The organism is Flavobacterium faecale (assembly GCF_003076455.1).
GTDB classification, from domain to species: Bacteria; Bacteroidota; Bacteroidia; order Flavobacteriales; family Flavobacteriaceae; genus Flavobacterium; species Flavobacterium faecale.
In genome coordinates, this window is sequence record NZ_CP020918.1 from 2,816,458 (window position 1) to 2,840,014 (window position 23,557).

The window sequence follows — 23,557 nt, forward strand, 5'->3', positions numbered from 1 at the left end:
TAATGTCATGAATAAAAAAGCTATTAAAGGTGAAGGCTCTTTGGATATACTTTATGTCCTTAGAGCTATAGCTGTATTAATGGTATGTTTTTGTCATTTTGGAAAGGTTGCTTCAATTAATGGCAATAATTTTTCTAAGCTTTTTTCATATTTTGAGAAGTATGGAAAATATGGTGTCGAGATATTTTTTGTAATTTCTGGCTTCGTTATTCCATTAAGTCTATCTAGAGGCAAATATACCATTGAGAATTATCCAAAATTTTTATTGAAGAGGGTAGTAAGGTTACATCCGCCATACATCGCGGCGTTAATACTAACTTTAACAATAATGTTTATTTCCTATAAAGTTAGACATGTTGTATATCCTGAGAATGTTTTAAGTATATTTCAAAGCTTATTTTATTTACATGTTCCAAGTGATAATCCTGTTTTTTGGACGTTACTTATTGAAGCGCAATACTACCTCTTTATTGGTTTGTTTTTTACACTAATAACAAGAATGCCAAAATTTTCTATTTTAGTGTTTGTACCATTTTTTTTGTTATTTTCAATGACTTTAGTCGCTGATTATATTGAATTATTTAAGTTTATTGAGTATTTTTTAATGGGGACTGTAGGATACTGTTTGTATTCTAAAACAGGTGATAAATACATAAATAATCTAGTGTTAGTATTGATCTTGTCTTTCATTACATTTAAAGGGAATTATGTTGGACTATTTTTTTCCTTTTCAACATTGGTTATCATACTTTTCATTAATTTAAAAGTATCTAAAGCAATTAAATTTTTGGGAATTATCTCTTATTCGATATACCTTATACATTTTCCAATTGGGATGAAATTAATGAATTTCATGAAACCCAGAATTAACGATACATCGATGCCATTATTATTTTTATTGGCTTTGATAGTAAGTATTGCCTGCTCATGGGTATTTTATATATTATTTGAAGCTTACTCAGAAAAGTTGTCGAAAAAAATAAAATATACACAGTAGTTGTTAAAAATATAAAAGATTTAAAAATGAAAGTAAAAAATATATGTTGTTTGGGTGCTGGTTATGTAGGAGGTCCTACCATGTCGGTAATTGCCTTGAAATGTCCAGAGATAAAAGTAACGGTGGTCGATTTGAACGAGGCGCGAATTGCTGCTTGGAACGAAGAAGATTTAGACAAACTTCCGGTTTACGAACCAGGACTTGCGGAGGTAGTATCTGAGGCGAGAGGTCGCAATTTGTTTTTCTCAACTGAGGTTGATGCGGCTATTGATGCGGCAGATATGATTTTTATCGCAGTAAATACCCCAACCAAAACCTATGGAGAAGGAAAAGGGATGGCAGCCGATTTGAAATTTGTAGAGCTTTGTGCGAGACAGATTGCTAGAATCGCTAAAAACGATAAGATCATTGTTGAGAAATCAACCTTGCCCGTGCGTACGGCACAAACCTTACAAACCATTTTAGATAGTACTGGTAATGGGGTACATTTTGAAGTACTTTCCAATCCTGAGTTTTTAGCGGAAGGAACAGCCATTGAGGATTTGTTTAATGCAGACCGTGTACTGATCGGAGGTAAACAAACTGAAAAAGGTAAGGCTGCTATTCAGTCTTTAGTAGATGTGTATGCACATTGGTTATCGCCAAAACAAATTTTAACAACCAACGTTTGGTCGTCTGAATTGTCAAAATTAACAGCAAATGCTTTTTTAGCGCAGCGAATTTCTTCTATCAATGCTTTGTCCGCTTTGTGCGAAGCGACAGAGGCAGATGTAGATGAGGTAGCGAATGCTATAGGTACCGATAGCCGTATTGGACCGAAGTTCTTAAAATCATCAGTTGGTTTTGGAGGCTCTTGCTTTCAAAAAGACATTTTGAATTTAGTGTATCTGTGTCGTCATTTCAACTTACCGGAGGTAGCCAATTATTGGGAGCAAGTGATTATTTTAAACGATTACCAAAAGCGTCGTTTTGCTAAAAGCATCATTACTTCCTTATTTAATACTGTTAGCGACAAAAAGATCACCTTCTTGGGTTGGGCCTTTAAAAAAGACACCAATGATACACGTGAATCAGCAGCCATCTCTGTGGCAGATCATTTAATAGAAGATGGAGCTGAAATACATGTATACGACCCTAAGGTATCAGAAGCGAAGGTCAAGCAAGACATGCAATACATTTGGGAATTGAATGGGGTATCTGAAGCTAGAATTCAATCCAAATTAAAACAAATCGTAGTGTACACAAATCCAATGGAAGCGATGCATCAAGCACATGCAATTGCCGTGTTAACAGAGTGGGACGAATTTAAAACTTATGACTGGGCAACGATTTACACTAACATGTACAAACCTGCTTTTGTTTTTGATGGTCGTAATATTTTGGATGTTCCTACTTTAACCAAAATTGGATTTGAAGTAAAATCAATTGGCAAAGGATAAATTACCAATGTTGAATGGTACTAGTAAATATAAAAAAAGCAAAAACCTATGAATAATCCTTTTAATAGGTTAAAGAAACACAAACATTACGACAGAGGATTAAGTATATTAAAATTAGTTTCTTTAGTAGGTAGTACAGAAATACTATTGAAAGGTATTGGTTTTGTCACAGGTATTTTGGTTGTGCGTTTGTTACCAGTGCAAGAATATGCCTTTTACACTTTGGCAAATACCATGGCGGGGACGTTAATCGTATTGACTGATGGCGGTATCTCAAATGGTGTGATGTCCATTAGTGGCAAAGTTTGGAAAGATCCAGATAAGCTGGGCACGGTACTAGCTACTGGTTTAGATCTTCGCCGAAAATTTGCCGTGATAACTTTAATTATTGCTGTACCCATCATCATTTATCTTTTATTGCTAAATAAGGCTAGTTGGCTGACTGCAATTTTGATAGTTTTATCATTAATCCCTGCTTTTTATGCTGATTTATCAGATTCTTTGTTAGAAATTACTCCAAAGTTACACCAGGATATTAGCAGTCTTCAAAAAAATCAAATTACTGTTGGTATAGGACGCTTGGCCTTAACGCTTTTGACTATTTTTATTTTCCCATGGACCTTTATAATTTTACTGGCTTCTGGACTGCCGAGGATATATGGGAATCATAAGTTAACGAAAATAAATGCGAAATTTGTCAATACAGACCAAAAACCAGATCCAGTTGTTCGTAAAGAGATTCTAAAAGTAGTCGCTAGAATTTTACCTAATATTATCTTTTTTGCTTTTTCAGGGCAAATAGTTATTTGGATTTTATCCGTATTTGGAAATGCTAATGAATTAGCAAGTATAGGTGCCTTAGGTAGATTTTCAATTTTAATAGGGCTTTTTAGTAGCTTGTTAACAACACTTTTTGTACCTCGTTTTTCACGATTAGAAGATAATAAATCAAAAATTTTAAAAGCATTTTTAATTTTTCAAGTTATATTATTTCTATTTACCTCCTTTGTGATGTTAATTGTATTTCTTTTTCCGTCGCAAATGTTATGGATATTAGGTACAGCTTATAATGGTTTATCTTCAGAACTATTTTTAATTTTGTTAGCCAACTGCATCGGTTTGATCAGCGCTATGACGGGTAGCTTAATCGGAAGTCGAGGTCATTTTTTAAATCCAGTTTTAGTGATTGTTATGAATTTAGGGACTGTTACAGTAGCCTTTTTTATGTGGGATTTGTCAACACTCCAAGGTATCTTGTATTATAGTATTTTATATCAATGTATTTCTTTGACAGTCAATTACATTTTCAGTTTTTACAAATTGAGCCTAAAAGCAACCTAAATTTAATAAATCTATAAAATGAGCGAATTAATGCCATCAAAATATATGTCTTTCAGACAAAATTATTATAGTACTAAACTTTAATAAGTCACATTTACTTATATAAATGAGTGTACGTAAATAAAATTTCTTTTTATGAAACTTTCCATAATTACAATAAATTATAATGATGTTGCAGGCCTGAAAAGGACTGTTGATTCTGTAAAAAAACAAACTTGGATAGAATATGAACATATCATTATTGATGGGGGTTCGTCTGACGGTAGTGAAGAGTATTTACAAGAGCATGAACAGTATTTTTCATACTGGGTTAGTGAGCCTGATGGAGGAATTTACAACGCCATGAACAAAGGGGTACTACAGGCAAAAGGAGACTATCTATTAATGCTTAATACTGGAGATATTTTGCATAATGAACAGGTTTTACATCAAGTATTTCACAATACTAATAGATACGAAGATATTATTTATGGTGATGTAGACCGAGAGTCAAAAGGACTTGTTTTTACTGAAAGTATTTTTCCTGATAGCCTCAGTTTTGGTTTTTTAAGAAATGGTATGATTAGCCACCAAGCAGTGTTTTTCAAAAAATCACTTCATGATGAAGTAGGCTTATACGATGAAACAATCAAGTACGGTGCTGACTGGTATTTTATTACGTTGGCTGTTTGCAAGTATAATGCCTCTTATATTCATTTAAAAATGAAAATGGCTATTTGTAATGCCGATGGTTTGACCTCCAGCCCAAAAGAATTTGCTGCTATGGCAACAGAAAGAACAACTGTTCTTAGAAGAGAATTCCCCGGCTTTATTGACGACTATCTTTTATTTGATAAAATAGAAGATAGTAAGCTAGCAAATAAGTTAAAACGCGGTAGTTCAAAAGTTATTGATACGGCAAAGGGTGTGGTAAAAAAAATCTTAAAATAAAAAGCAGAATTTGTATTTAAGGAAAGTAGATTATAAAATTTTTACTCCTGTATTTTACTTTTTTATTATAAAATTAGCTTGATCCAAAGACTATGAAGAAATACTTTTATGCGACACCAACTTTTAGTGAATCAACTTGGGCAATTCTAGCTGTAACAAGATTTTTACTAGCATTTATTGTGATGTATAGTCATTTTTACGCTTATGTTTTTGGATTCAATGTAGGTACAAATCAATTTATTATAGATTTAGATGCCAAAGCAGCTGTGATGGCCTTTTTGCTTATTTCAGGGATTTCAATCGGTTATTCATATGATAAGAATAAAAAAGGATTTTTTAGACGTCGTTTAATTCGCATCTATCCTCTGTACTTTATTGCAGTTTTGTTTGGGGTCGTTTTACAATATTATTTAAATAGTCCGTTTGAACTTCCAAATACTACTATGGTTCCAGCAGGTTATTTAACAAGCATTGCTAATTTTTTACTTTTGCAAGGAATTATAGCTATAACCATACCGTTTAATGGTCCATTATGGTCTATTGGTGTTGAATTTCTATTATACTTGATGGTTCCTTTTTTAAGTCACCTACGATTACGATACTTAGTTGTTATTACCTTAATTTCTATGATTGCTATTATATTTTTTAATCACAGCTACTTATATGGTTATACAACTTTGTTGTGGGCATGGCCTTTTATTATTGGTTTAATTATAACTGTCAAGAAACAGCCATCTTACGCTTTTATTTTATTAGGTTTGAGTTTGTTAGTTGTTAATTTTCAAAATGAAGTATTTAGAGATAATTTATCTGTTGTTACAGCAAGCGTTAGTATAATAATTTGTTTACTTGCAATGTATGCAAAATTGAATTTTTCTACAAAAACTAAGAATATTTTTAATTATTTAGGAATGATTTCATACCCATTGTATGTCTTTCATTTACCTCTTTTTTTATTAATGTACAGTGTTGGTTTAAGGGAACAGTACCTTTTCATTAGTTTAGTTATTTTACTTTGTATTCCAATTAATTATATTTTTGATACTTATTTGACAAAAATATTTTGGAAGCCTATGATACTAAAAGTTGAAAATATTATTAAGAAAATAAGAGTAAGTTGTATAGAAACTATAGTTAAATAAAGGATAATGAAAAAAATACCAGGTCAAAGCAAAATTACTAAATCCACAGCTACGGCAATAGGTGCAAGAAATCGTGATAATTTTTTAAAGATTTTTACAGAGAATGCTTCTGCTATAGTTAAGTCTATCAATCAAAGTAAAACCATTGCAATGGAAGTGGCTAGCTTTTCTTCCTTTAATGATTTTCCTGAACAAGTTTTGTCTATTCTATCTTTTATTAAACATGTTGGGACACCAATAAAATGGACTGTTTATTCTGATGGATCTCACTCTGATGAACAAATAAAGCTACTAAAATTAAACTTCAATTTTGTAAATGTATGTAGTATTGATTTTAGTACAAAAGAAAGTTTAGAGGAATTATGTAGAGATGAACTTAAGCCTTATCATACCTATATATTGGATTATGCAAATAATCATGCATTTGGTAAAAGACTTTTTTATTATTTAAATCACTCATTGGAACATCCTACACTATTTATAGATTCCGATATATTGTTCTATGAAAAATCAAATATTTTTGAGATGCTAATTAATGAAAATCCGAAAGCTGATGGATGGTTTATGCCAGATGCTTTTTGGGGGTGTTTAGATAGCCGCTATAAAGCTGCACATTCTGAACAAATGTATCAAGTAAACGCTGGTTTTATGTTTGTATTAAAACCTTTTGAAAAATACAATAAGGCATTAGATTTTTATAAAATTTTAGAGTCTACTTACGAATATTTTAGCGAGCAAACAATTATAAATATTTTATTGAAAGATAATAATTTTATGCCTCTACCTTCTAATACTTTTATATTAGATTCAGCAGATCAATTTGACTTTTCTTATTTGTATAATCCAAGAGACATAGCAGTACGGCATTATACAGGTCCAGTGCGTCATAAAATGTGGCAGAAAGATTATAAATGGCATTTAAGCTTATAATAAGAAAGAATGAAAAAAGGAATAGTAATAGTTGCTAATTTAAAAAGCCAAGATTATGCTGAGAATCTCATATATTCTATCAGAGGAAGTGGGTGTAGCCTACCTATACGCTTAATTCATTTTGGAGGTAAAGCGGTTAATTCCAAATACATTCTTGATGAAGTAGAGTTTTTGACCATAGATGATTTTTCTACAGAAGCTAAAGCTTTTATAAATAATTTGAGAACGGTTTTGACCGACTGTCCCATGGGATTTTTATACCGTTTTTTAGCCTGGTTTTCTGATTGGGATGAATTTATTTATACGGACAATGATATTGTAGCGCTGATGGATTGGGAAAGGTTATTTGAATTTTCAGAAAATTATGACTTGGTCCATGCTGATGAAGAGTATACTACTCAAGGTATTTATAATTATATCCAACCGGATAAAGTAGAAACTATTTTTGGAAAAGATAGTTTATCGTCGGCTATTACTGCAGGTCATATGGTGGTCAAGAAAAGTTCTAAAATGATAGTAGACATGAATACTGCTGTAGCCTGGTTTAAGGAACAACCTGAAATACCTAGAAAACACGATCAATCATTGTTGCATATCGCCGCTCTACTAGGTAATTGGAGGATTTTAAATCTTTGTAAGTTCCCGCACAATTGGTTAAGCACTTGGTCTGGTGATTATAAAAACAGTTTAGATTTAATTCATGCCATCCAAGGGGGGTATGAACAAAAGACTGCCTCTTTTGCCAAATGGGAAGCTAAAATAGCGTCTGAAAATAATACTATTATCTACAAAGATTCAGTAGAGAAAAATATGAATATTCCTATCAGTCATTTACATTTTTCTGGTAGAGGACGGATTGGTGCAGAGGGGGTAGACGAATTAATGTTCTCTAGTCTGACGGATAAAAATAGGATGATGCGGCTTTTTAAAATTCAATTGGCTGATTTATTTTATGTAACGTACATGAAGGAACAAATTAAAAGAATTAAAAGATATTTACACCGCTAATAAAAGAAGTTATTTATGAATGCAGCAATTTGCACTCTCTTTGAAGGACAGTATCATTATGGTGTGGCAGCACTTTCAAATTCCTTATACAAACAAGGTTTTCGAGGAGATATTTTCGTTGGTTATCGGGGGGGATTACCCAATTGGGTGCTTAGTGGGAAGGTTGAGTCTATAGGAAAATGGTCAAAAGCTACTACACTAAATACGGCAGAAGGTCTGAAGCTTATTTTCTTGCCATTAGAGACGAATTATAGTTTAACGAACTATAAACCTAATTTCATGGAAGAGTTGTGGGAAGGACCTGCAAAAGAAGCAGATGCATTTTTCTATTTTGATCCTGATATAGTAATTGATGAACCTTGGAGTTGCTTTGAAGAGTGGATTAGTTGTGGGGTAGCACTTTGCGAAGATGTTAATTCTCCTTTACAAGAATATCATCCTCGCCGACAAGGTTGGAAAAAATATTTTAAAGGGTACGGAATCGATCTATTTTACAAAAATCAAATATATGTTAATGGCGGTTTTATAGGCGTACTTAAAAAGGATCGTAGCTTTTTAAAATTATGGATACAAGTGCAAAATTATATGGGAGATGCAATTGGAGGTCTTGAAAATTCAATTTTCTCAAATCAAACGTATAATTCTACGATTGCAAAAAGAGATGGTTTTCAAATCTTTGATAAATCTGATCAAGACGCTTTGAATATTGCTATTGAAGCTTTTGGTGATAATGTAAGTTATTTGGGGAAAGAAGGAATGGGCTTTGTTGCTGGAAAAGCAACTATGTTTCATGCTTTAGGGGCAAACAAGCCTTGGAATGTCAATTTTTTAAAAAAAGCATTCTTTGGTAGGTCTCCTCGACCAGTAGATGACTGCTATTGGAGAAACAGTAGCTCTCCTATTATGGTGCATCCAAAAAGTTCTATAATTCGAAAACAAGCGTCTAAGAAAATAAGTAAGTTTATCTGTCGATTTTACAAAATTTAATTAAATAGTCACTCATAATATATGAGAATAATTTTTATATGCGGCTCCGCAGAACCAGGTAAGGATGGTGTAGGTGATTATACACGTCGCCTATGTGGTAAACTTATAGTATTGAAACATGAAGTTCAGGTTATAGCAATATGTGATCATCATGCAATTTCCTTTAGTAGTGATGAGCAGTTGGTAGAAGGAACAATGGTTGTAGTAAATAGAATTCCCATTTCAAATACAAATCATCAACGTTTAATTTATTTACAAAATATAGTAAGTAATTATCAACCCGATTGGATTTCTTTACAATATGTCCCTTACAGTTACAATTCAAGAGGCTTACCTTTTTGGCTACCTTCTTTTTTAAAGAAATTAAAAGGTAATCACCAATGGCATATCATGTTTCATGAATTATGGATTGGTATTGATCAAGAATCTTCATTGAAAACTAAAATAATTGGTAGAATTCAACAATTATTAATCAAAAAGGTAGTTAGTCAAACTAATGCGCAGTTAATTACCACACAAAATCAGTTATACAAAAATCATTTGAAATTTTTAGGATACGAAGTAGAATTGCTACCTATATTCAGTAATATATCGAATTCTACAGTTGCTAAAGATAAATTAAATCGTATTCAATTTGTTTTATTTGGAACCATACATCATGGTGCAACTTTTGAAAGTTTTATCGAAGATGTAAAAAAATGGGCTAATCATGAGGGAAAATCTATCCACTTTGTTTTTATAGGTAAGAATGGCAGTGAGTTAGAAAATTATGAAACCTTACTTAAAAGCTCTAAAATTTCTTATGAAGTTTTAGGTATTAGATCTGAGGAATATATATCTCAAATTTTAATAGATAGCGATTATGGTTTATCTACAACTCCTTATTTTCAAACAGAGAAAAGTGGTGTATATGCAGCCTATAGTGAGCATCTGATTACTACTATAAGTTTAGGTAGACCCTGGACTCCTTCCAAAGGACAGTACGTTATACCTCAAGTTATAAAATATACCAAGGGACAATTAGAATTAATTCCCGTTGCTGTTACTTCTTATTCGTTGGAATTGGTTGCAGATAAATTTATAAATTATATAGAAAGTATATGAAAATATTAGTATCACATCCCACCTTGAATGCAAATTCTAAGAATTTTATCAATGGATTGATTGAGGGAAAAATACTGTTCAAGATAATGACTGCTATAGCAATATTTCCTTCTAGCCTATTATTCAAATTAGGTAATAATTCAAAACTTAAAGATTTAAAAAGAAGACGACTAGATAAAAGTTGGCAAGAATTTACTATGTCGAACTCCTTTTACGAGTTTGGCAGATTATTTTCATCCAAATTAAATCTTGATTTTTTAAATAAACATGAAAAAGGTATTTTTTGTGTTGACAAAGTCTATTGTCATCATGACAAATCGGTGGCTAAAAGCCTTGAGGAATTTAAAAATAATGGTTTGGAAGCAGTCTATTGCTATGAGGATGGTGCATTAGAGACATTTCGAGCAGCAAAAAAAGTAGGTTTGCGATGCATGTACGATTTACCAATTGGCTATTGGAAAAGTGCTCGCAGTTTAATGCAATATGAATACGATAAAAATCCTGACTGGTCACAAACATTAACTGGCTTTCAAGACTCCGAATTTAAATTAAATAAGAAAAATGAGGAACTTAAGTTAGCAGATGTGATATTTGTTGCAAGTAGCTTTACTAAAAAAACATTAGAAGAGTACAGTGGGACATTGGCTAAAATTAAGGTTATTCCCTATGGATTTCCGGAAGTTACAGTAAAAAAAATATATGAGCCATTAGAAAATCGCAAATTAAAGGTTTTATTTGTGGGAGGTTTGTCTCAAAGAAAAGGTTTGTCCTATTTGTTTGATGCTGTTTCACAATTGACAGATCAAGTTCTATTGACAGTAGTAGGCAATAAAGCAGTTGAAGAGTGTACTGCACTTAATGAAGCACTAGAAATTCACAATTGGATTCCTTCCCTATCTCATGATGAAGTATTAGTTTGTATGAGAGAGCATGATGTCTTTGTTTTTCCTTCTCTTTTTGAAGGTTTTGGTTTGGTCATTACAGAAGCAATGTCACAAGGTGTACCCGTTATCACGACGGATAGGACTGCTGGACCTGATATCATAACTCACGATAAAGATGGATGGATTGTTGATGCAGCTTCTGTTACTGCAATCAAAAATATTTTAGATAAAATTTTAAAAAATCCAGAACAGTTGGAGATAGTTGGATCTGCAGCTCAAAAAAAAGCAGCTACAAGACCATGGTCTGTTTATGGGGAAGAAATGGTAGCGGCAATCACAGCAATTGATTTTAATACCCTCACAAAATAATGGAAATGTCAGTTACATCAGAGCAGGAAACTTCTTTTAGGGAATTAAAAATAGCCATTTGGTTGTATTTTTTATTATGGATATTTGAAGGTGCTTTACGAAAATGGATTTTACCTAGTTTAGCGACGCCACTTTTGATTGTTCGCGATCCAATTGCTATATATATAATCATTCGGGCGCTCTACCTAGGAGTTAAATTTGTTAACGGTTATATTGTTCTTGCTTTGTTAAGTACAGTATTCAGCTTGGCAATAACACTTACTTTTGGGCATGCTAATCTTTTTGTAGCACTATATGGAGCACGCATTATGTTATTTCATTTTACCCTCATTTTTATTATTGGTGCAGTTTTTTCAAAAAAAGATGTTGTAGCATTGGGGCGTGCGCTTTTGATGATAAATTTGCTTATGACAGTAATTGTGTACTTTCAATTTTCGAGTCCTCAATCAGCATTTATAAATATAGGTCTAGGAGGTGAAGGTAGTGCTGGATTTGCAGGTGCACTTGGTTACAGTAGGCCACCGGGAACATTTTCCTTTACCTCTGGATTAACTGTATTTTATGCATTTGTATCTGTTTTTGTATTTTATTTCTGGTTATCAAAGGATAGGATCTCAAAACCACTATTGATTGCTAGTTCTATTTCATTAGTCATTGCATTACCTCTAACAATTAGTCGAGGTGCAGTAGTTGCAGTTGCTATTGTAGGCCTATTCGCTATAATAGCTTCTATTACTAGCGTTAGGATGGTGTTTAAGCTTGTTGTTGTAAGTGTAATCTTTAGTGTGTCTATTGTTTTATTACAAGAATATTCTAGTATTTTTAGTTTAGGAGCAAATGTATTTATGGAGAGAGTAGAATCTGCAAATCAGCAAAGTGCTGGAGGAGGATTGACCGATTCTATATTTTTACGAATGCTTAACGATTTTCTTGGTCCAATAGCAGATCTATTAAATCAACCCCTATTTGTGGGTAACTTAGGAATGGGTACAAATGCGGGAGCACAAATGTTATCAGGTAAAGTAAGTTTTCTAATATCTGAAAATGAGTTTGGTCGCTTGGGAGGTGAACAAGGTATTATTTTTGGAGGTTTATTGATAATAGTGCGTATTGTTTTAGGTGCGAATATAGCCATACAGTCATTTAGATTACCTAAAGAAAAAAAGTTATTACCATTTGCACTTTGTGGCACGGCCTGCGTTGCTTTAGTTCAAGGGCAATGGGCACAGCCAACTGTTTTGGGTTATGGTGTACTTGTTACAGGTTTGGTATTGGCCTGTCTTAAAGAAGATAGGGTTTCAGAGATTTATTAAATATTCGGCAGTATTTTAAGATTAGGTGTATGCCTTCTATAAATTATTAAATAACAATGACAATTGTAATTTTTACACATCCTTCTTTTCTTTCACATCAAAGCATGCCTAGGTATGCAAACATGCTTAAAACAGGTATGGAGGCTAGAGGACATCAAGTTGTATTTTGGAGTCCGTCTGCACGATTTTATAAATTGTCAAAAAGCAGTTCGATAAAAAAATGGATGAGTTATGTTGATCAATACCTTATTTTTCCTATTGAAGTAAGGCTAAAACTACGAAAAGAAGCTCCAAATACTTTATTTGTATTTGCAGATCAAGCGCTTGGTCCATGGATACCATTAGTTTCGAATAGAAAACACATTGTCCATTGCCATGATTTTTTAGCACTGAAATCTGCATTAGGACAAATTCCTGAAAACCCAACATCGTCAACCGGTAAATTATATCAAAGGTACATTCGAAAAGGATTTTCAAAAGGGAAAAATTTTATTTCCATCTCCCAGAAGACGGAACAAGATTTAAAACAATTTCATCTTGGTGCAATTGAGCTTTCGCGTGTGTGTTACAATGGTTTAAGTAGGACTTTTAACGTACTCGATCCGTTCGAATCTAGGGCGTCAATGAGTATTAAATTAAGTATAGATGCCTCACAAGGCTATATCATGCACATTGGAGGGAATCAATACTACAAAAACCGAAAAGGAGTTATTGCAATTTATGATCAGTGGAGAAATATAAGTAGCCATAAGTTGCCTTTATTTTTAATAGGTGAACTTCCGTCAGAAGAACTATTAACCAAGCAACAACAGTCATCGTATAAAGAAGATATCCATTTTATCTGTAATTTAGAAGATAACTATATTAATATTGCCTATTCTGGAGCAGCTTGCTTGTTGTTTCCTTCATTGGACGAAGGATTTGGTTGGCCTATTATTGAAGCAATGGCTTCAGGATCACCAGTTATTACAGTAAATAAAGCCCCAATGAATGAGGTAGGAGGTACCGCTGCAAGCTATATTGAACCAATGCCAACAAATACGGATCGTATGAAAGCTTGGACTACAGCCTCCGCTACAGTTGTTGAAGCGCTAATCAATCAAACGGATAAAAATCGTATAAGTAGGATTGAAAAAGGAATTCAACACATACAGCAGTTCACTATGGATTATGCGTTGGATCGCATAGAAGAAGTTTATAAAGAACTGCAATAGAAAATAAATAATAATGCTTGCATATCGGCAGCAGTACTATAATTAAGCTAATTAGATTTGAATTTAAATATGAAAGTTATCCATTTTATTGCAGGCATTGATACAACAGGTGGAGGTACTACTGAATACATGCGATTGTTATCGAATGCACTAAAAGCGGAGATCGAATTAGTTATTGCGACTGGGGTATCGCCGAACCCTATAAAAATAGACGGTATAAAAGTAACTTTCTTTAAATTTGGTTTAAAACACTTACCTTTTTTAAGAAAACAGTTTACTGCTTTTATCCAACAGGAAAAGCCAGATCTTGTGCATATTAATGGTATATGGAGTCCCGAAAATGCAATATTTCAGGCAGCCGCACAAAAGTTGGGTATTAAAGTGATTCTTTCACCACATGGTATGTTAGAACCTTGGATTATGAACAATAATCCTTGGAAAAAGAAACTTGCTATGGCTTTGTACCAAAGAAAAGCGATTCAAAATGCCGATTATTTGCATGCCACTGCCGCAATGGAGGAAAAAAGCATCAAATATTTGGGTTTTAGTAATACTTTGTTTATTATTCCAAATTTTGTAGATACATCAGAAATAAAAGATGTTAAGGTAGAGTATGGATCTAAGAAAATAATTTTTATGTCACGTATTCATCCTAAAAAAGGAATTGAATTATTACTCGAAGCTTGGAAAACAGTGGACACGTCAGAATGGAGTTTAGAAATTGCGGGAAATGGAGATCAATCTTATATAGACGATTTAAAAAAGTCTTCAAATGATTTGGATAATGTTTATTTTGTTGGGCCCAAGTATGGTGAAAAAAAATGGGATTTTATCAAGTCAGCTGACGTGATGGTATTGCCAACACATAGTGAAAATTTTGGTATTGTGGTCGCGGAGGCTTTGGCTGCAGGTGTACCTGTCCTGACAACAAAAGGTACACCTTGGCAGGATTTGGAGAGCTATAATTGTGGATGGTGGATTGATTTAAATATAAATAATATAAAGGAAAATTTAACCCTGATATTTAATATACCAGTGGTTACCTTACAAGAAATGGGTAAAAATGGCAGAGAACTGATAGATGAAAAATATTCACTGCAGACAGTTGGTGCAAATTTATTACATAAATATGAATGTATTTTAAAATAGATCATATGCTAAATAAAAAAAATATTTTAATTTAAATGTGCATTGTAATAATAAATTATGGACAGAAAGCGAATTAATTTTTTAGATGGTTTTAGAGGTATGGCAATAATTTTGGTAATGTTGTACCATTCTTACTCTAGGTGGCCTAATATAGTTCCATATGGTACGAGGTATAGTGATTTTCCAATTTTTAAATATGGTAATTTAGGTGTTGAATTATTTTTTTTAATATCTGGTTTTGTTATTTTAATGTCATTAGAGCGGAGTAAAAGTTTTTTGACATTTATTAGTAAACGTTGGCTAAGGTTATTCCCAGCAATGTTAATTGCTACAGTTTTGATATACTCAACTTCTTATTTTTTGTCTGAGAGACCTAACGGATTACCTGATATAAAATCTGCAATTCCTGGTTTAATTTTCATGGAACCTCATTGGATTAATTTTTTTACAGGGATCTATATACCAGAGTTAGAAGGTACCTTTTGGTCTTTATATGCAGAAGTAAAATTTTATCTCATTTTTGGTATTCTTTATTTTACAGTGGGAAAAATAAATGCAATTATAGGTTTAATTTTAATGTATTTTATTTGTTTAATAAGTTATCAATTGCATTTTGAAATTCTATATTCCTTTTGCTATAGTTTTTCATTCATTTATTTTGGATACTTTGCGGTAGGTGCGTTAGCATATATTTATTACTCTACAAAACAAAAATCTTTTTTATATTCAGCACTTTTGTTATCGATTATTGTAGCTGCAATTGAAATTTTAAAACACAAAAGTTTTGATTTTTATTTAATCACATTTGTCCTGTGTATTTTTGCTTTGTTTTTTTCCCCTATTTATTTCACAAATCTTAAATTAGTTACTTCCAATAAATTATTTCACTTTTTTGGTTTTGTGAGTTATCCTTTGTATTTGATTCATGAGAACGCTATGATTGCACTTATTATTAAGTTCAACAACATTACTTCACATATCCCCCATTTATTGTTACCATTATTACCTATAGTCATACTTGCATTTATTTCTTATTTAATAGCTAAATATGTAGAACCCTTTATAAGGAAATTGATTGAGAAAATATTATTTGTGAGTAAACTAGAAAATTCAAAGTAAAGCTGAATGACTTCTATTATTCAATCCTTAAGTCTTTACATAAAATTGTTTAAAAATTAATTTATGAAAATTACAATTGTTCAAGGAGCTTTTTTGCCGGTGCCTGCTATTTTAGGTGGTGCAGTTGAAAAGATTTATGATAAATTAGGACAGGAATTTGTGAAAATGGGCCATGAAGTAGTTCATATTAGTAGAAGACATGTGTCCTTAAAAAATGTTGAAATAACTAATGGTGTGCAGCACATACGTATAAAAGGTTTTTCTACTCCCAAAAGTTTGGCGATTTTAAAACTCTACGATTTATTCTATACTAGGAGAACTTTATCCCATATTGATAGTGATATTGTGATTTCAAATACTTTCTGGTTACCTATACTTTTTAGTAGTAAAGGCAAAGGTAAGTTATATGTGAGCGTAGAAAGAAGGCCACAATGGCAATTTAAATTTTATAAAAAAGCCACAAAATTTAGAGCCTGTTCGCTGATGATTTTGGAAATGCTAAAAGTTAAATTAGAAAAAGAAGACTTAAAAAAACTCTGCTACATACCAAACCCAGTTCCCTTCGATTTAAAAGATTTTAAAACTGATAAAGTCAATAAAATTTTGTTTGTAGGTCGTTTGGATCAAGAAAAAGGACTTCATATACTCATTGATGCATTCAATAGTATTCCTACATCTGTAGCGAAGGAGTGGGAACTTACAATTGTAGGGCCTTGGGAATTAGCCGAGGGTGGAGCAGGCGTTGAGTATTTTGAGAGTTTAAAAAAGCGCGGTGGCAATGTTAACTTTATTGGGCCAGTTTATGATCAGGATCAATTATCTAAATACTATTATGAATCAAAAATTTTCGTCTATCCAATACAAGATGGTACTGGAGATGCAGGACCAGTTGCCCCACGGGAAGCAATGTCATATGGTTGTGCTACCATATTGTCTAACCACCCTTGTTTTGATGAATATGCAGTAGGTGAAACCAATTGTTTGCGCTTTAATCAAAGTACTGATCACCAAATTGAGGACTTAAAAGAACAGATGATACGATTAATATCTAACCCTGAGCTCATTAATACAATTGGAGAAAGTGCTAAAAAAGTGTACGAAGATTTTTCAACAATAAAGATTGCACAAATGTTTATTACTGACTTTGAAAAAGAATTAAATGAAAAATAGTCCGACCGTTTACGACCAGAATTCTCCATATGATTCTCCTTGGACCGTTTCACATCGCATTAAAATGTTAGTTTGGGAATATGTATGGATGCTATTGTGTAGTTGGACGCCAAAACCCGTTAATGCGTGGCGTCTCTTTTGGCTCAAGTTATTTGGTTGTACCATCTACGGAAAACCCTTTGTACACCAAAGAGCTCGGATACAAATTCCATGGAATTTGATCCTACATGACCGCGCTTGCTTGGGTGATCGTACAAATGCCTACACGTTAGGCGTAATAGAAATTTTTGAAGGAGCAACAGTAGGGCAAGAGGTATACCTATGTACAGGCACACATGACTTTAATAGTCTTGCATTTAATTTAATTACAAGCAAAATTACTATTCATAAAAATGTATTTATAGGAGCACGCGCTTTCATTATGCCTGGAGTAACTATTGAAGAAAATGCAATCATTGGTGCTTGCAGTGTAGTTACTAAAAATGTTGAAAAAAATACTATTGTTGGAGGTAATCCAGCTAAATTTTTAAAATTAAGAACTATTGAATAAAATACCAATCACCGTCATCGTATCGGTAAAAAACGAAGAGCTAAATTTACCCTCTTGTTTGGATAAATTAGTTCGCTTTGATCAAATCATTGTGGTGGATTCAGGCAGCACTGATAAAACCAAAGAGATTGCTATAGCCAAAGGAGCAGAGGTCTTGCAATTTGAGTGGAATGGTAAGTTTCCTAAAAAGCGTAATTGGGCATTGCAAAACGCAACAATCAAATACGACTGGGTACTGTTTCTAGATGCAGATGAATTTGTAACCGATGCTTTTGTAGACGAAATTGCGATCAAAACTATAGATTCAAATTTTAATGGATACACCATTCAATTTGAGAATTTTTTCATGGGGAAACAATTGCGCTACGGCTACGGTTTTAAAAAATCAGCCTTGTTTAAAAGAAGTAAAGGTGCCTATGAAAAAATAGATGAAGATTTGTGGAGCCATTTGGATATGGAGGTACATGAACATCCAATCATAGAAGGGAATGTGGGTGTCATAGAGGCAAAAGTAGCACACAAGGATTTTAAAGACTTAGACCATTATATTGCCAAACATAATGCCTATTCGAGTTGGGAAGCACAACGATTTTTGCAATTGCAATCGGGCAGTAATGAACAATTATCTTTAAATCAAAAAATTAAGTATGGGCTATTAACCACAGGATTGTTACCTGCCGTTTACTTTTTGGGCGCTTACTTCTTAAAATTGGGATTCTTAGATGGCAAGGAAGGCTTTTATTTGGCGCGTTTTAAATCCCATTACTTTTTTCAAATTCAGACCAAAGTAGCATTATTAAAAAATAAAAAATAAAAAAATAAATCATGAAAAAAATATTAGTAACAGGAGGAGCAGGTTTTGTAGGATCACATTTGTGTAAACGATTGTTAAACGAAGGAAATGAAATTATTTGCTTGGACAATTATTTTACAGGAGCCAAATCAAATATTATTGAATTGTTGGATCATCCCTATTTTGAGATGGTACGTCATGACATCACAGAGCCTTTCTATGCCGAAGTAGACGAAATCTACAATTTAGCTTGTCCCGCTTCACCAGTACACTACCAATATAACCCAATAAAAACCATCAAGACTTCGGTGATGGGAGCGATTAATGTGTTGGGATTGGCAAAAAGAGTAAAAGCAAAAGTGCTACAAGCTAGTACAAGTGAGGTATACGGGGATCCGTTGGTACACCCACAGCCGGAAAGCTATTGGGGGCATGTCAACCCAATCGGAATCCGTTCGTGCTATGATGAAGGAAAACGTTGCGCAGAGACTTTGTTTATGGACTACCACAATCAAAATGATGTAGCCATCAAAATTATTAGAATTTTCAATACCTACGGTCCAAACATGAATCCTGCGGATGGTAGAGTAGTATCTAACTTTATCGTACAAGCTTTGGAAGGGAAAGACATTACTATTTTTGGTGATGGATTGCAAACTCGTTCGTTTCAATATGTAGATGACTTAGTAGAAGGAATGATTCGTATGATGGCATCAGAGCCTGCATTTTTAGGTCCAGTAAATTTGGGTAACCCAAATGAATTTACGATGTTGGAATTGGCGCAAGCAGTGATTAAATTGACGGGTTCAAAGTCAAAAATTATTCATATGGATTTGCCGCAAGACGATCCAAAACAAAGACAACCGGACATTACCTTAGCAAAAGCCAAGTTGGAAGGTTGGGAACCAAAAATTCAGTTGGAAGAAGGTTTGCAAACGACCATCAACTATTTTGATACTTTGTTGATGAAGAAATAATAATTTATTAGGTAGGAGTACTTTAGTGTAAAATTAAGTACTCTTGCTTAATTAATTGCTATTCCAATGGTAGCGTTTCCCTTTTCGAAATCGACAAAAAGAAGCCGTTCATCGAGAATTAGCGTTCTATATGGAAATAGTACGATTTTATAAAAAGTTTTCGTTTCTTTTGCGGAGAATTCATCATAAAGTAAGTTAAAAAAATAATCCAAATAGCAGGTATACATGCGAATAAGTGTCATTACAGTTTGTTACAATCGAAAAGCAACGATGGCGAAAGCCATTCAGAGTGTGCTTGACCAGGATTACGAAAACATTGAATACATTGTGATCGATGGTAATTCGACGGACGGCACTCAAGAAGTAATCCGTTCTTTTGGTAATCAGATTACGACCTATGTGTCCGAACCAGACAAAGGGATGTACGATGCCATCAATAAAGGAATTGCTTTGGCGACTGGTGATGCGATTGGATTAATGCATTCTGATGATGAATTTTATGACCACACTGCCATTAGTAAAATTGTAGCACAATTTGAAAAAGACAGTACTATTGAAGGGGTATATGGAGATGGAGTCTATGTTTCTAATGATGCCGAAGAACGTTTGATTCGGAATCGAATAGGTGGCGCCTTCAGTATCGACCGCATTAAATCGGGTTGGTTGCCTTTGCATCCAACAGTGTATTTGAAAAAAGCAGTGGTGGATCAATACGGTTTGTATAATTTGGATTTTAAAATTGCTTCGGATACGGAGTTTTTACTGCGTTATTTGTACAAATATAAAATCAAAATGAGTTATGTAAACCAATACATCGTGAAAATGCGAATGGGTGGTATGAGTACTGATGCGCAACGCGCTTTTGAAGTATTGAAAGAAGATTATAATATTTATAAATACCATGGATTATCAGCTTTACGTGTGGTAGCCCAAAAAAAATCCCTCGCATTAAAACAATATATCCTGCGATAATGTACTCTTGATAATAGAAACAGTATCTCATTCGAATAAAAGAACCTTAACCTAAATACAGAATTAATTTTATATTACCATGAAAAAACTCCCTATTTCGATCCTATTAGTATTGATATTGGTGCTACAGTCTTGTGGAACCAAAAAGAAAATGTTGTACGTACAAGATTTAGATGAATATGATAATACGGCTTTGGTGTATACCACGACAAAGATTCAGCCCAATGACATCTTAAAAGTAGACGTTAGTGATTTGAATCCCATTGTAGCTGCACCCTTTAATATTCAATCGACAGGTGGAGGTGGACAAATGTCTACAGAGATGTTGCAATTGACTGGCTATTTGGTAAACCCAAAAGGGCAGATTATGCTACCAATTTTGAATGAAATGGGAGTTGGAGGTTTAACACCCTCTGAAGCGGAAATGAAAATTAAACAAACCTTGATTAACGAAGGCTATTTAGTTAACCCAACGGTACAGGTTCGTGTTGTTAATAATAGATTCACTGTTTTGGGTGAAGTAAACAATCCAGGTGTTATCAATTTTACGGAACAATCAATTAGTTTATTAACTGCCATTGGTTTAGCAGGCGATTTGACTTATTCAGGAAAACGTAAAGATGTGCAATTGATTAGAGAGACCAATGGTGTACGATCGGTTTTTCATATTGACTTGACTACTGCCAATTGGATGTCTAATCCAGATTACCGAATCAGACAAAATGATGTGATTTTGGTAACACCAAATACGGCCCGAGTGAATAGTGGTCGCGTGATTAGAGACCCATTACAAGTGTTGGGTGTCTTGAGTACGGTTTTAGCTATTTTTCTAATCATTCGAAATAATTAATCATGGATTTTAAGAAAGAACTTTTAAGATATTTAAAATACTGGCCTTTATTTCTCATCTGTTTGTTGTTAAGCATTGGAGCGGCTTATTTTTATTTAGAGTCTGTTTCGCCATCGTATGAGACGGCTGCACTGATTAATATTGATAAGAAAAAGGAAAAAGACGCACAGATTGTGACAACGATCAATTTGCAAAAAGAAAAAGAAGACGGTCTTGAAGAAGAGAAAGCTTTAATCACCTCGAATAACTTCTTGGCGAAAATCGTAAGCGATCTAACGTTGAATATCAATTATTACGAAAAAGGATATTTGCAGAATAAAGTAGTTTTAGACAATCCGTTACTTGTAAAAGCTGTAGGGTCAAATGATTCCTTGCCGCAAAAGCAATATGATGTTCAGATTGTTGCAGAAGGTTTTAAAGTGAAAGATATTGCTACCGAGAAAAGTTTTCTATTACAGGGGCATAATACTACTCGTGTAGTAGCAGGATTACCTTTTACGATTGAACTAACGCCAAAGGCTAAAAGTCAACCTGATTTTTATTTTGACAAAGAGTATGTGGTTACAGTAGAACCTACCGAAACGGCGGTTAAAAATTTGAAAGGAACCTTAGGAATTGAATCTTTTGAAAGTCCGAGCAATAATTTGGCTTTGAGCTATAGAGGAACCAATCCAGAGCTTTCTACTAAAATTTTAAAAAAATTAATTTCAGATTTAGACAAGACCATAATTATAAACAAAGAAAAGAATTATACCAAAACATTAGCCTTCTTAAATGAGCGTATTGCGATCTTTGCTAGAGAAAAAGATTCTATTCAGCGTGTAAAAGAAAGTTATTTGCGTGATAATAATATCTATGTGTTAGAAGATTTTATCGCTACTAAAACGGTAGAAAAAAGCACTACTTCGGCAGCGGCTTCGTTAAACCAACGTGAAATTGCATTAACGCGTTCGGCATTGAGAGATGTGCAACGCGCTAGTGGGAACACAGCCTTGGGAACGGATTATAATTTGCAAGCACCAGCAATCAATAATCAATTGGTAAGTTACAATGCAAGTTTACTAGAAAGTGAAATTTTATTGCAAAGAGCACAAAAAAATAATCCAGCATATTTGGCTTTGGCCGCTAGATTGCGTGTACAAAAGCAAGCCATCATTAGTTCATTGAATGATTATTTGAGCTATTTAAGTCAAACCAATGCGGCGAATAATGTAGAAAAAAATACAGCAGCTGCGCAGGCAAGAAGTATCCCTACCAAAGACAAGGATTTGGGGAATATCAACAAAAACTTGGCTTTGAAAGAAGAGACTTATTTGTCTTTGTTGCAAAAGAAAGAAGAGACCTTATTAAACGGTGCTATACTTGAATCGAACTTAAGTGTTTTGGATTCACCACAAACCAATTATGGAGATACGTATCCAAAAAGGAAAGTATTCATATTGGGCGCTATTTTATTTGGATTTATACTAGCTTTTGGTATTACCTACGTACGCCTAATGATGGATTCTAAAATTCATTCAGAGGAAGATTTACCAAGAGAGATTTCAGAAGTACCCTTTTTAGGAACCATGCCAAAAATAAATGTATCTGAGAAATTGGATAATTCAGCTACTTCACGTTCTGTCATTGCAGAAGCAACCCGTACTTTATTTTCGAACATTACCTATTTGTTACCTGCAAAGGCGCAGAAAAGCGGAAATGTAGTCTTGTTTTGTTCTTCGGTACAAGGAGAAGGAAAATCGTTTAGTGCGTTTCACAATGCTATTACGATTAGTAACTTGAATAAAAAAGTACTTTTAATTGGTGCCGATTTAAGAAATCCTCAACTGCACGATTATTTTGGTGTGACCAAAGACGTTCCTGGATTGACTAACTTTTTGGCCAATAGAAACGAAGACTGGAAGCAAAATATTATCAAAGGAACGAATTTCTCAGAAAACTTAGATGTATTGTTGTCAGGTGAGATTCCACCTAACCCAACACAATTGTTGACCAATTCAACTTTTGAAATTTTGTTGGAAGAGGCGAAACAAAATTATGATTTCATTATTATTGATTCAGCTCCCGTACAATTGGTTTCAGATACTTTGAATTTCAGTTCATTGGCAGATGTAACAGTGTATATAGCACGTGCCGATTTTACCGAAAAGAAATCATTAGTACAGTTGAGCAACTTCATCAAAAAAGGGCAATTGAAAAACGTAGGTCTAGTGATCAACGGAATGAGAAGAAATATGGGGTATGGCTATGATTATGCCTATACCTACAAAGAAGAAAATGTGAAAAAGTCATGGTGGAAAAAATCATAACTTTTGAGTA

General features: G+C 33.5%; 21 protein-coding genes. All 21 read left to right on the top strand.

Annotated features, from left to right (window positions below):
* Positions 1-7: 7 nt before the first annotated feature.
* The gene (locus FFWV33_RS12035; protein ID WP_159086013.1) at positions 8-997 is read left to right on the top strand and encodes an acyltransferase family protein; all 990 of its coding nucleotides are present in this window, start codon (positions 8-10) and stop codon (positions 995-997) included.
* 26 nt (positions 998-1,023) lie between these two features.
* The gene (locus tag FFWV33_RS12040) at positions 1,024-2,436 is read left to right on the top strand and encodes a UDP-glucose 6-dehydrogenase (RefSeq protein WP_108741124.1); all 1,413 of its coding nucleotides are present in this window, start codon (positions 1,024-1,026) and stop codon (positions 2,434-2,436) included.
* A 48-nt stretch (positions 2,437-2,484) separates the two neighbouring features.
* Positions 2,485-3,777 carry a lipopolysaccharide biosynthesis protein gene (locus tag FFWV33_RS12045; protein WP_108741125.1) on the top strand — a complete coding sequence of 431 codons (1,293 nt, stop codon included), beginning with the start codon at positions 2,485-2,487 and terminating at the stop codon, positions 3,775-3,777.
* Positions 3,778-3,912: 135 nt separating this feature from the next.
* Positions 3,913-4,707: a glycosyltransferase family 2 protein gene (locus FFWV33_RS12050; RefSeq protein ID WP_108741126.1), complete on the top strand. Its 795-nt coding sequence runs from the start codon at positions 3,913-3,915 to the stop codon at positions 4,705-4,707.
* A 92-nt stretch (positions 4,708-4,799) separates the two neighbouring features.
* Positions 4,800-5,849, top strand: coding sequence for an acyltransferase family protein (locus FFWV33_RS12055; RefSeq protein ID WP_108741127.1), 1,050 nt, complete (start codon positions 4,800-4,802; stop codon positions 5,847-5,849).
* A gap of 6 nt (positions 5,850-5,855) precedes the next feature.
* Complete coding sequence (locus FFWV33_RS12060; protein ID WP_108741128.1) at positions 5,856-6,779, top strand: glycosyltransferase family protein; 924 nt, start codon at positions 5,856-5,858, stop codon at positions 6,777-6,779.
* A gap of 9 nt (positions 6,780-6,788) precedes the next feature.
* Positions 6,789-7,787: an alpha-mannosyltransferase gene (locus FFWV33_RS12065; protein WP_108741129.1), complete on the top strand. Its 999-nt coding sequence runs from the start codon at positions 6,789-6,791 to the stop codon at positions 7,785-7,787.
* Between the two features lie 15 nt (positions 7,788-7,802).
* Complete coding sequence (locus FFWV33_RS12070) at positions 7,803-8,774, top strand: hypothetical protein (protein WP_108741130.1); 972 nt, start codon at positions 7,803-7,805, stop codon at positions 8,772-8,774.
* A 21-nt stretch (positions 8,775-8,795) separates the two neighbouring features.
* Positions 8,796-9,878, top strand: coding sequence for a glycosyltransferase family protein (locus tag FFWV33_RS12075; protein ID WP_108741131.1), 1,083 nt, complete (start codon positions 8,796-8,798; stop codon positions 9,876-9,878).
* Positions 9,875-11,131: a glycosyltransferase family 4 protein gene (locus FFWV33_RS12080; protein WP_108741132.1), complete on the top strand. Its 1,257-nt coding sequence runs from the start codon at positions 9,875-9,877 to the stop codon at positions 11,129-11,131. Before FFWV33_RS12075 ends, FFWV33_RS12080 begins: the two co-directional genes overlap by 4 nt.
* A 5-nt stretch (positions 11,132-11,136) precedes the next feature.
* Positions 11,137-12,444: a hypothetical protein gene (locus FFWV33_RS12085; protein ID WP_159086014.1), complete on the top strand. Its 1,308-nt coding sequence runs from the start codon at positions 11,137-11,139 to the stop codon at positions 12,442-12,444.
* A 56-nt stretch (positions 12,445-12,500) separates the two neighbouring features.
* Complete coding sequence (locus FFWV33_RS12090) at positions 12,501-13,658, top strand: glycosyltransferase (RefSeq protein WP_108741134.1); 1,158 nt, start codon at positions 12,501-12,503, stop codon at positions 13,656-13,658.
* A 69-nt stretch (positions 13,659-13,727) separates the two neighbouring features.
* Positions 13,728-14,807: a glycosyltransferase gene (locus FFWV33_RS12095; RefSeq protein ID WP_108741135.1), complete on the top strand. Its 1,080-nt coding sequence runs from the start codon at positions 13,728-13,730 to the stop codon at positions 14,805-14,807.
* Between the two features lie 57 nt (positions 14,808-14,864).
* Positions 14,865-15,926 carry an acyltransferase family protein gene (locus FFWV33_RS12100; protein ID WP_108741136.1) on the top strand — a complete coding sequence of 354 codons (1,062 nt, stop codon included), beginning with the start codon at positions 14,865-14,867 and terminating at the stop codon, positions 15,924-15,926.
* Between the two features lie 63 nt (positions 15,927-15,989).
* Entirely contained in the window at positions 15,990-17,096 is a 1,107-nt protein-coding gene (locus tag FFWV33_RS12105; protein WP_108741137.1) for a glycosyltransferase family 4 protein, read from the top strand.
* Positions 17,086-17,646 carry a DapH/DapD/GlmU-related protein gene (locus FFWV33_RS12110; protein ID WP_108741138.1) on the top strand — a complete coding sequence of 187 codons (561 nt, stop codon included), beginning with the start codon at positions 17,086-17,088 and terminating at the stop codon, positions 17,644-17,646. The genes FFWV33_RS12105 and FFWV33_RS12110 overlap by 11 nt, the downstream gene beginning before the upstream one ends.
* A complete protein-coding gene (locus tag FFWV33_RS12115; protein ID WP_108741139.1) occupies positions 17,639-18,460 on the top strand; it encodes a glycosyltransferase family 2 protein in 822 nt (273 codons plus the stop codon). The genes FFWV33_RS12110 and FFWV33_RS12115 overlap by 8 nt, the downstream gene beginning before the upstream one ends.
* Before the next feature lie 11 nt (positions 18,461-18,471).
* A complete protein-coding gene (locus tag FFWV33_RS12120; protein WP_108741140.1) occupies positions 18,472-19,416 on the top strand; it encodes a UDP-glucuronic acid decarboxylase family protein in 945 nt (314 codons plus the stop codon).
* Positions 19,417-19,641: 225 nt separating this feature from the next.
* Positions 19,642-20,388: a glycosyltransferase family 2 protein gene (locus FFWV33_RS12130; protein ID WP_108741142.1), complete on the top strand. Its 747-nt coding sequence runs from the start codon at positions 19,642-19,644 to the stop codon at positions 20,386-20,388.
* Between the two features lie 79 nt (positions 20,389-20,467).
* Positions 20,468-21,238, top strand: coding sequence for a polysaccharide biosynthesis/export family protein (locus FFWV33_RS12135; protein WP_108741143.1), 771 nt, complete (start codon positions 20,468-20,470; stop codon positions 21,236-21,238).
* 2 nt (positions 21,239-21,240) lie between these two features.
* Positions 21,241-23,547 (top strand): exopolysaccharide transport family protein, encoded by a 2,307-nt coding sequence (locus FFWV33_RS12140; protein WP_108741144.1) that lies wholly within the window; start codon positions 21,241-21,243, stop codon positions 23,545-23,547.
* Positions 23,548-23,557 lie beyond the last annotated feature (10 nt).

Excerpts from the sequence above, each read along its gene's own strand:
- FFWV33_RS12035 (WP_159086013.1), top strand. The coding sequence starts at position 8 with ATGAATAAAAAAGCTATTAAAGGTGAAGGCTCTTTGGATATACTTTAT.
- FFWV33_RS12040 (WP_108741124.1), top strand. The coding sequence starts at position 1,024 with ATGAAAGTAAAAAATATATGTTGTTTGGGTGCTGGTTATGTAGGAGGT.
- FFWV33_RS12045 (WP_108741125.1), top strand. The coding sequence starts at position 2,485 with ATGAATAATCCTTTTAATAGGTTAAAGAAACACAAACATTACGACAGA.
- FFWV33_RS12050 (WP_108741126.1), top strand. The coding sequence starts at position 3,913 with ATGAAACTTTCCATAATTACAATAAATTATAATGATGTTGCAGGCCTG.
- FFWV33_RS12055 (WP_108741127.1), top strand. The coding sequence starts at position 4,800 with ATGAAGAAATACTTTTATGCGACACCAACTTTTAGTGAATCAACTTGG.
- FFWV33_RS12060 (WP_108741128.1), top strand. The coding sequence starts at position 5,856 with ATGAAAAAAATACCAGGTCAAAGCAAAATTACTAAATCCACAGCTACG.
- FFWV33_RS12065 (WP_108741129.1), top strand. The coding sequence starts at position 6,789 with ATGAAAAAAGGAATAGTAATAGTTGCTAATTTAAAAAGCCAAGATTAT.
- FFWV33_RS12070 (WP_108741130.1), top strand. The coding sequence starts at position 7,803 with ATGAATGCAGCAATTTGCACTCTCTTTGAAGGACAGTATCATTATGGT.
- FFWV33_RS12075 (WP_108741131.1), top strand. The coding sequence starts at position 8,796 with ATGAGAATAATTTTTATATGCGGCTCCGCAGAACCAGGTAAGGATGGT.
- FFWV33_RS12080 (WP_108741132.1), top strand. The coding sequence starts at position 9,875 with ATGAAAATATTAGTATCACATCCCACCTTGAATGCAAATTCTAAGAAT.
- FFWV33_RS12085 (WP_159086014.1), top strand. The coding sequence starts at position 11,137 with ATGTCAGTTACATCAGAGCAGGAAACTTCTTTTAGGGAATTAAAAATA.
- FFWV33_RS12090 (WP_108741134.1), top strand. The coding sequence starts at position 12,501 with ATGACAATTGTAATTTTTACACATCCTTCTTTTCTTTCACATCAAAGC.
- FFWV33_RS12095 (WP_108741135.1), top strand. The coding sequence starts at position 13,728 with ATGAAAGTTATCCATTTTATTGCAGGCATTGATACAACAGGTGGAGGT.
- FFWV33_RS12100 (WP_108741136.1), top strand. The coding sequence starts at position 14,865 with ATGGACAGAAAGCGAATTAATTTTTTAGATGGTTTTAGAGGTATGGCA.
- FFWV33_RS12105 (WP_108741137.1), top strand. The coding sequence starts at position 15,990 with ATGAAAATTACAATTGTTCAAGGAGCTTTTTTGCCGGTGCCTGCTATT.
- FFWV33_RS12110 (WP_108741138.1), top strand. The coding sequence starts at position 17,086 with ATGAAAAATAGTCCGACCGTTTACGACCAGAATTCTCCATATGATTCT.
- FFWV33_RS12120 (WP_108741140.1), top strand. The coding sequence starts at position 18,472 with ATGAAAAAAATATTAGTAACAGGAGGAGCAGGTTTTGTAGGATCACAT.
- FFWV33_RS12130 (WP_108741142.1), top strand. The coding sequence starts at position 19,642 with ATGCGAATAAGTGTCATTACAGTTTGTTACAATCGAAAAGCAACGATG.
- FFWV33_RS12135 (WP_108741143.1), top strand. The coding sequence starts at position 20,468 with ATGAAAAAACTCCCTATTTCGATCCTATTAGTATTGATATTGGTGCTA.
- FFWV33_RS12140 (WP_108741144.1), top strand. The coding sequence starts at position 21,241 with ATGGATTTTAAGAAAGAACTTTTAAGATATTTAAAATACTGGCCTTTA.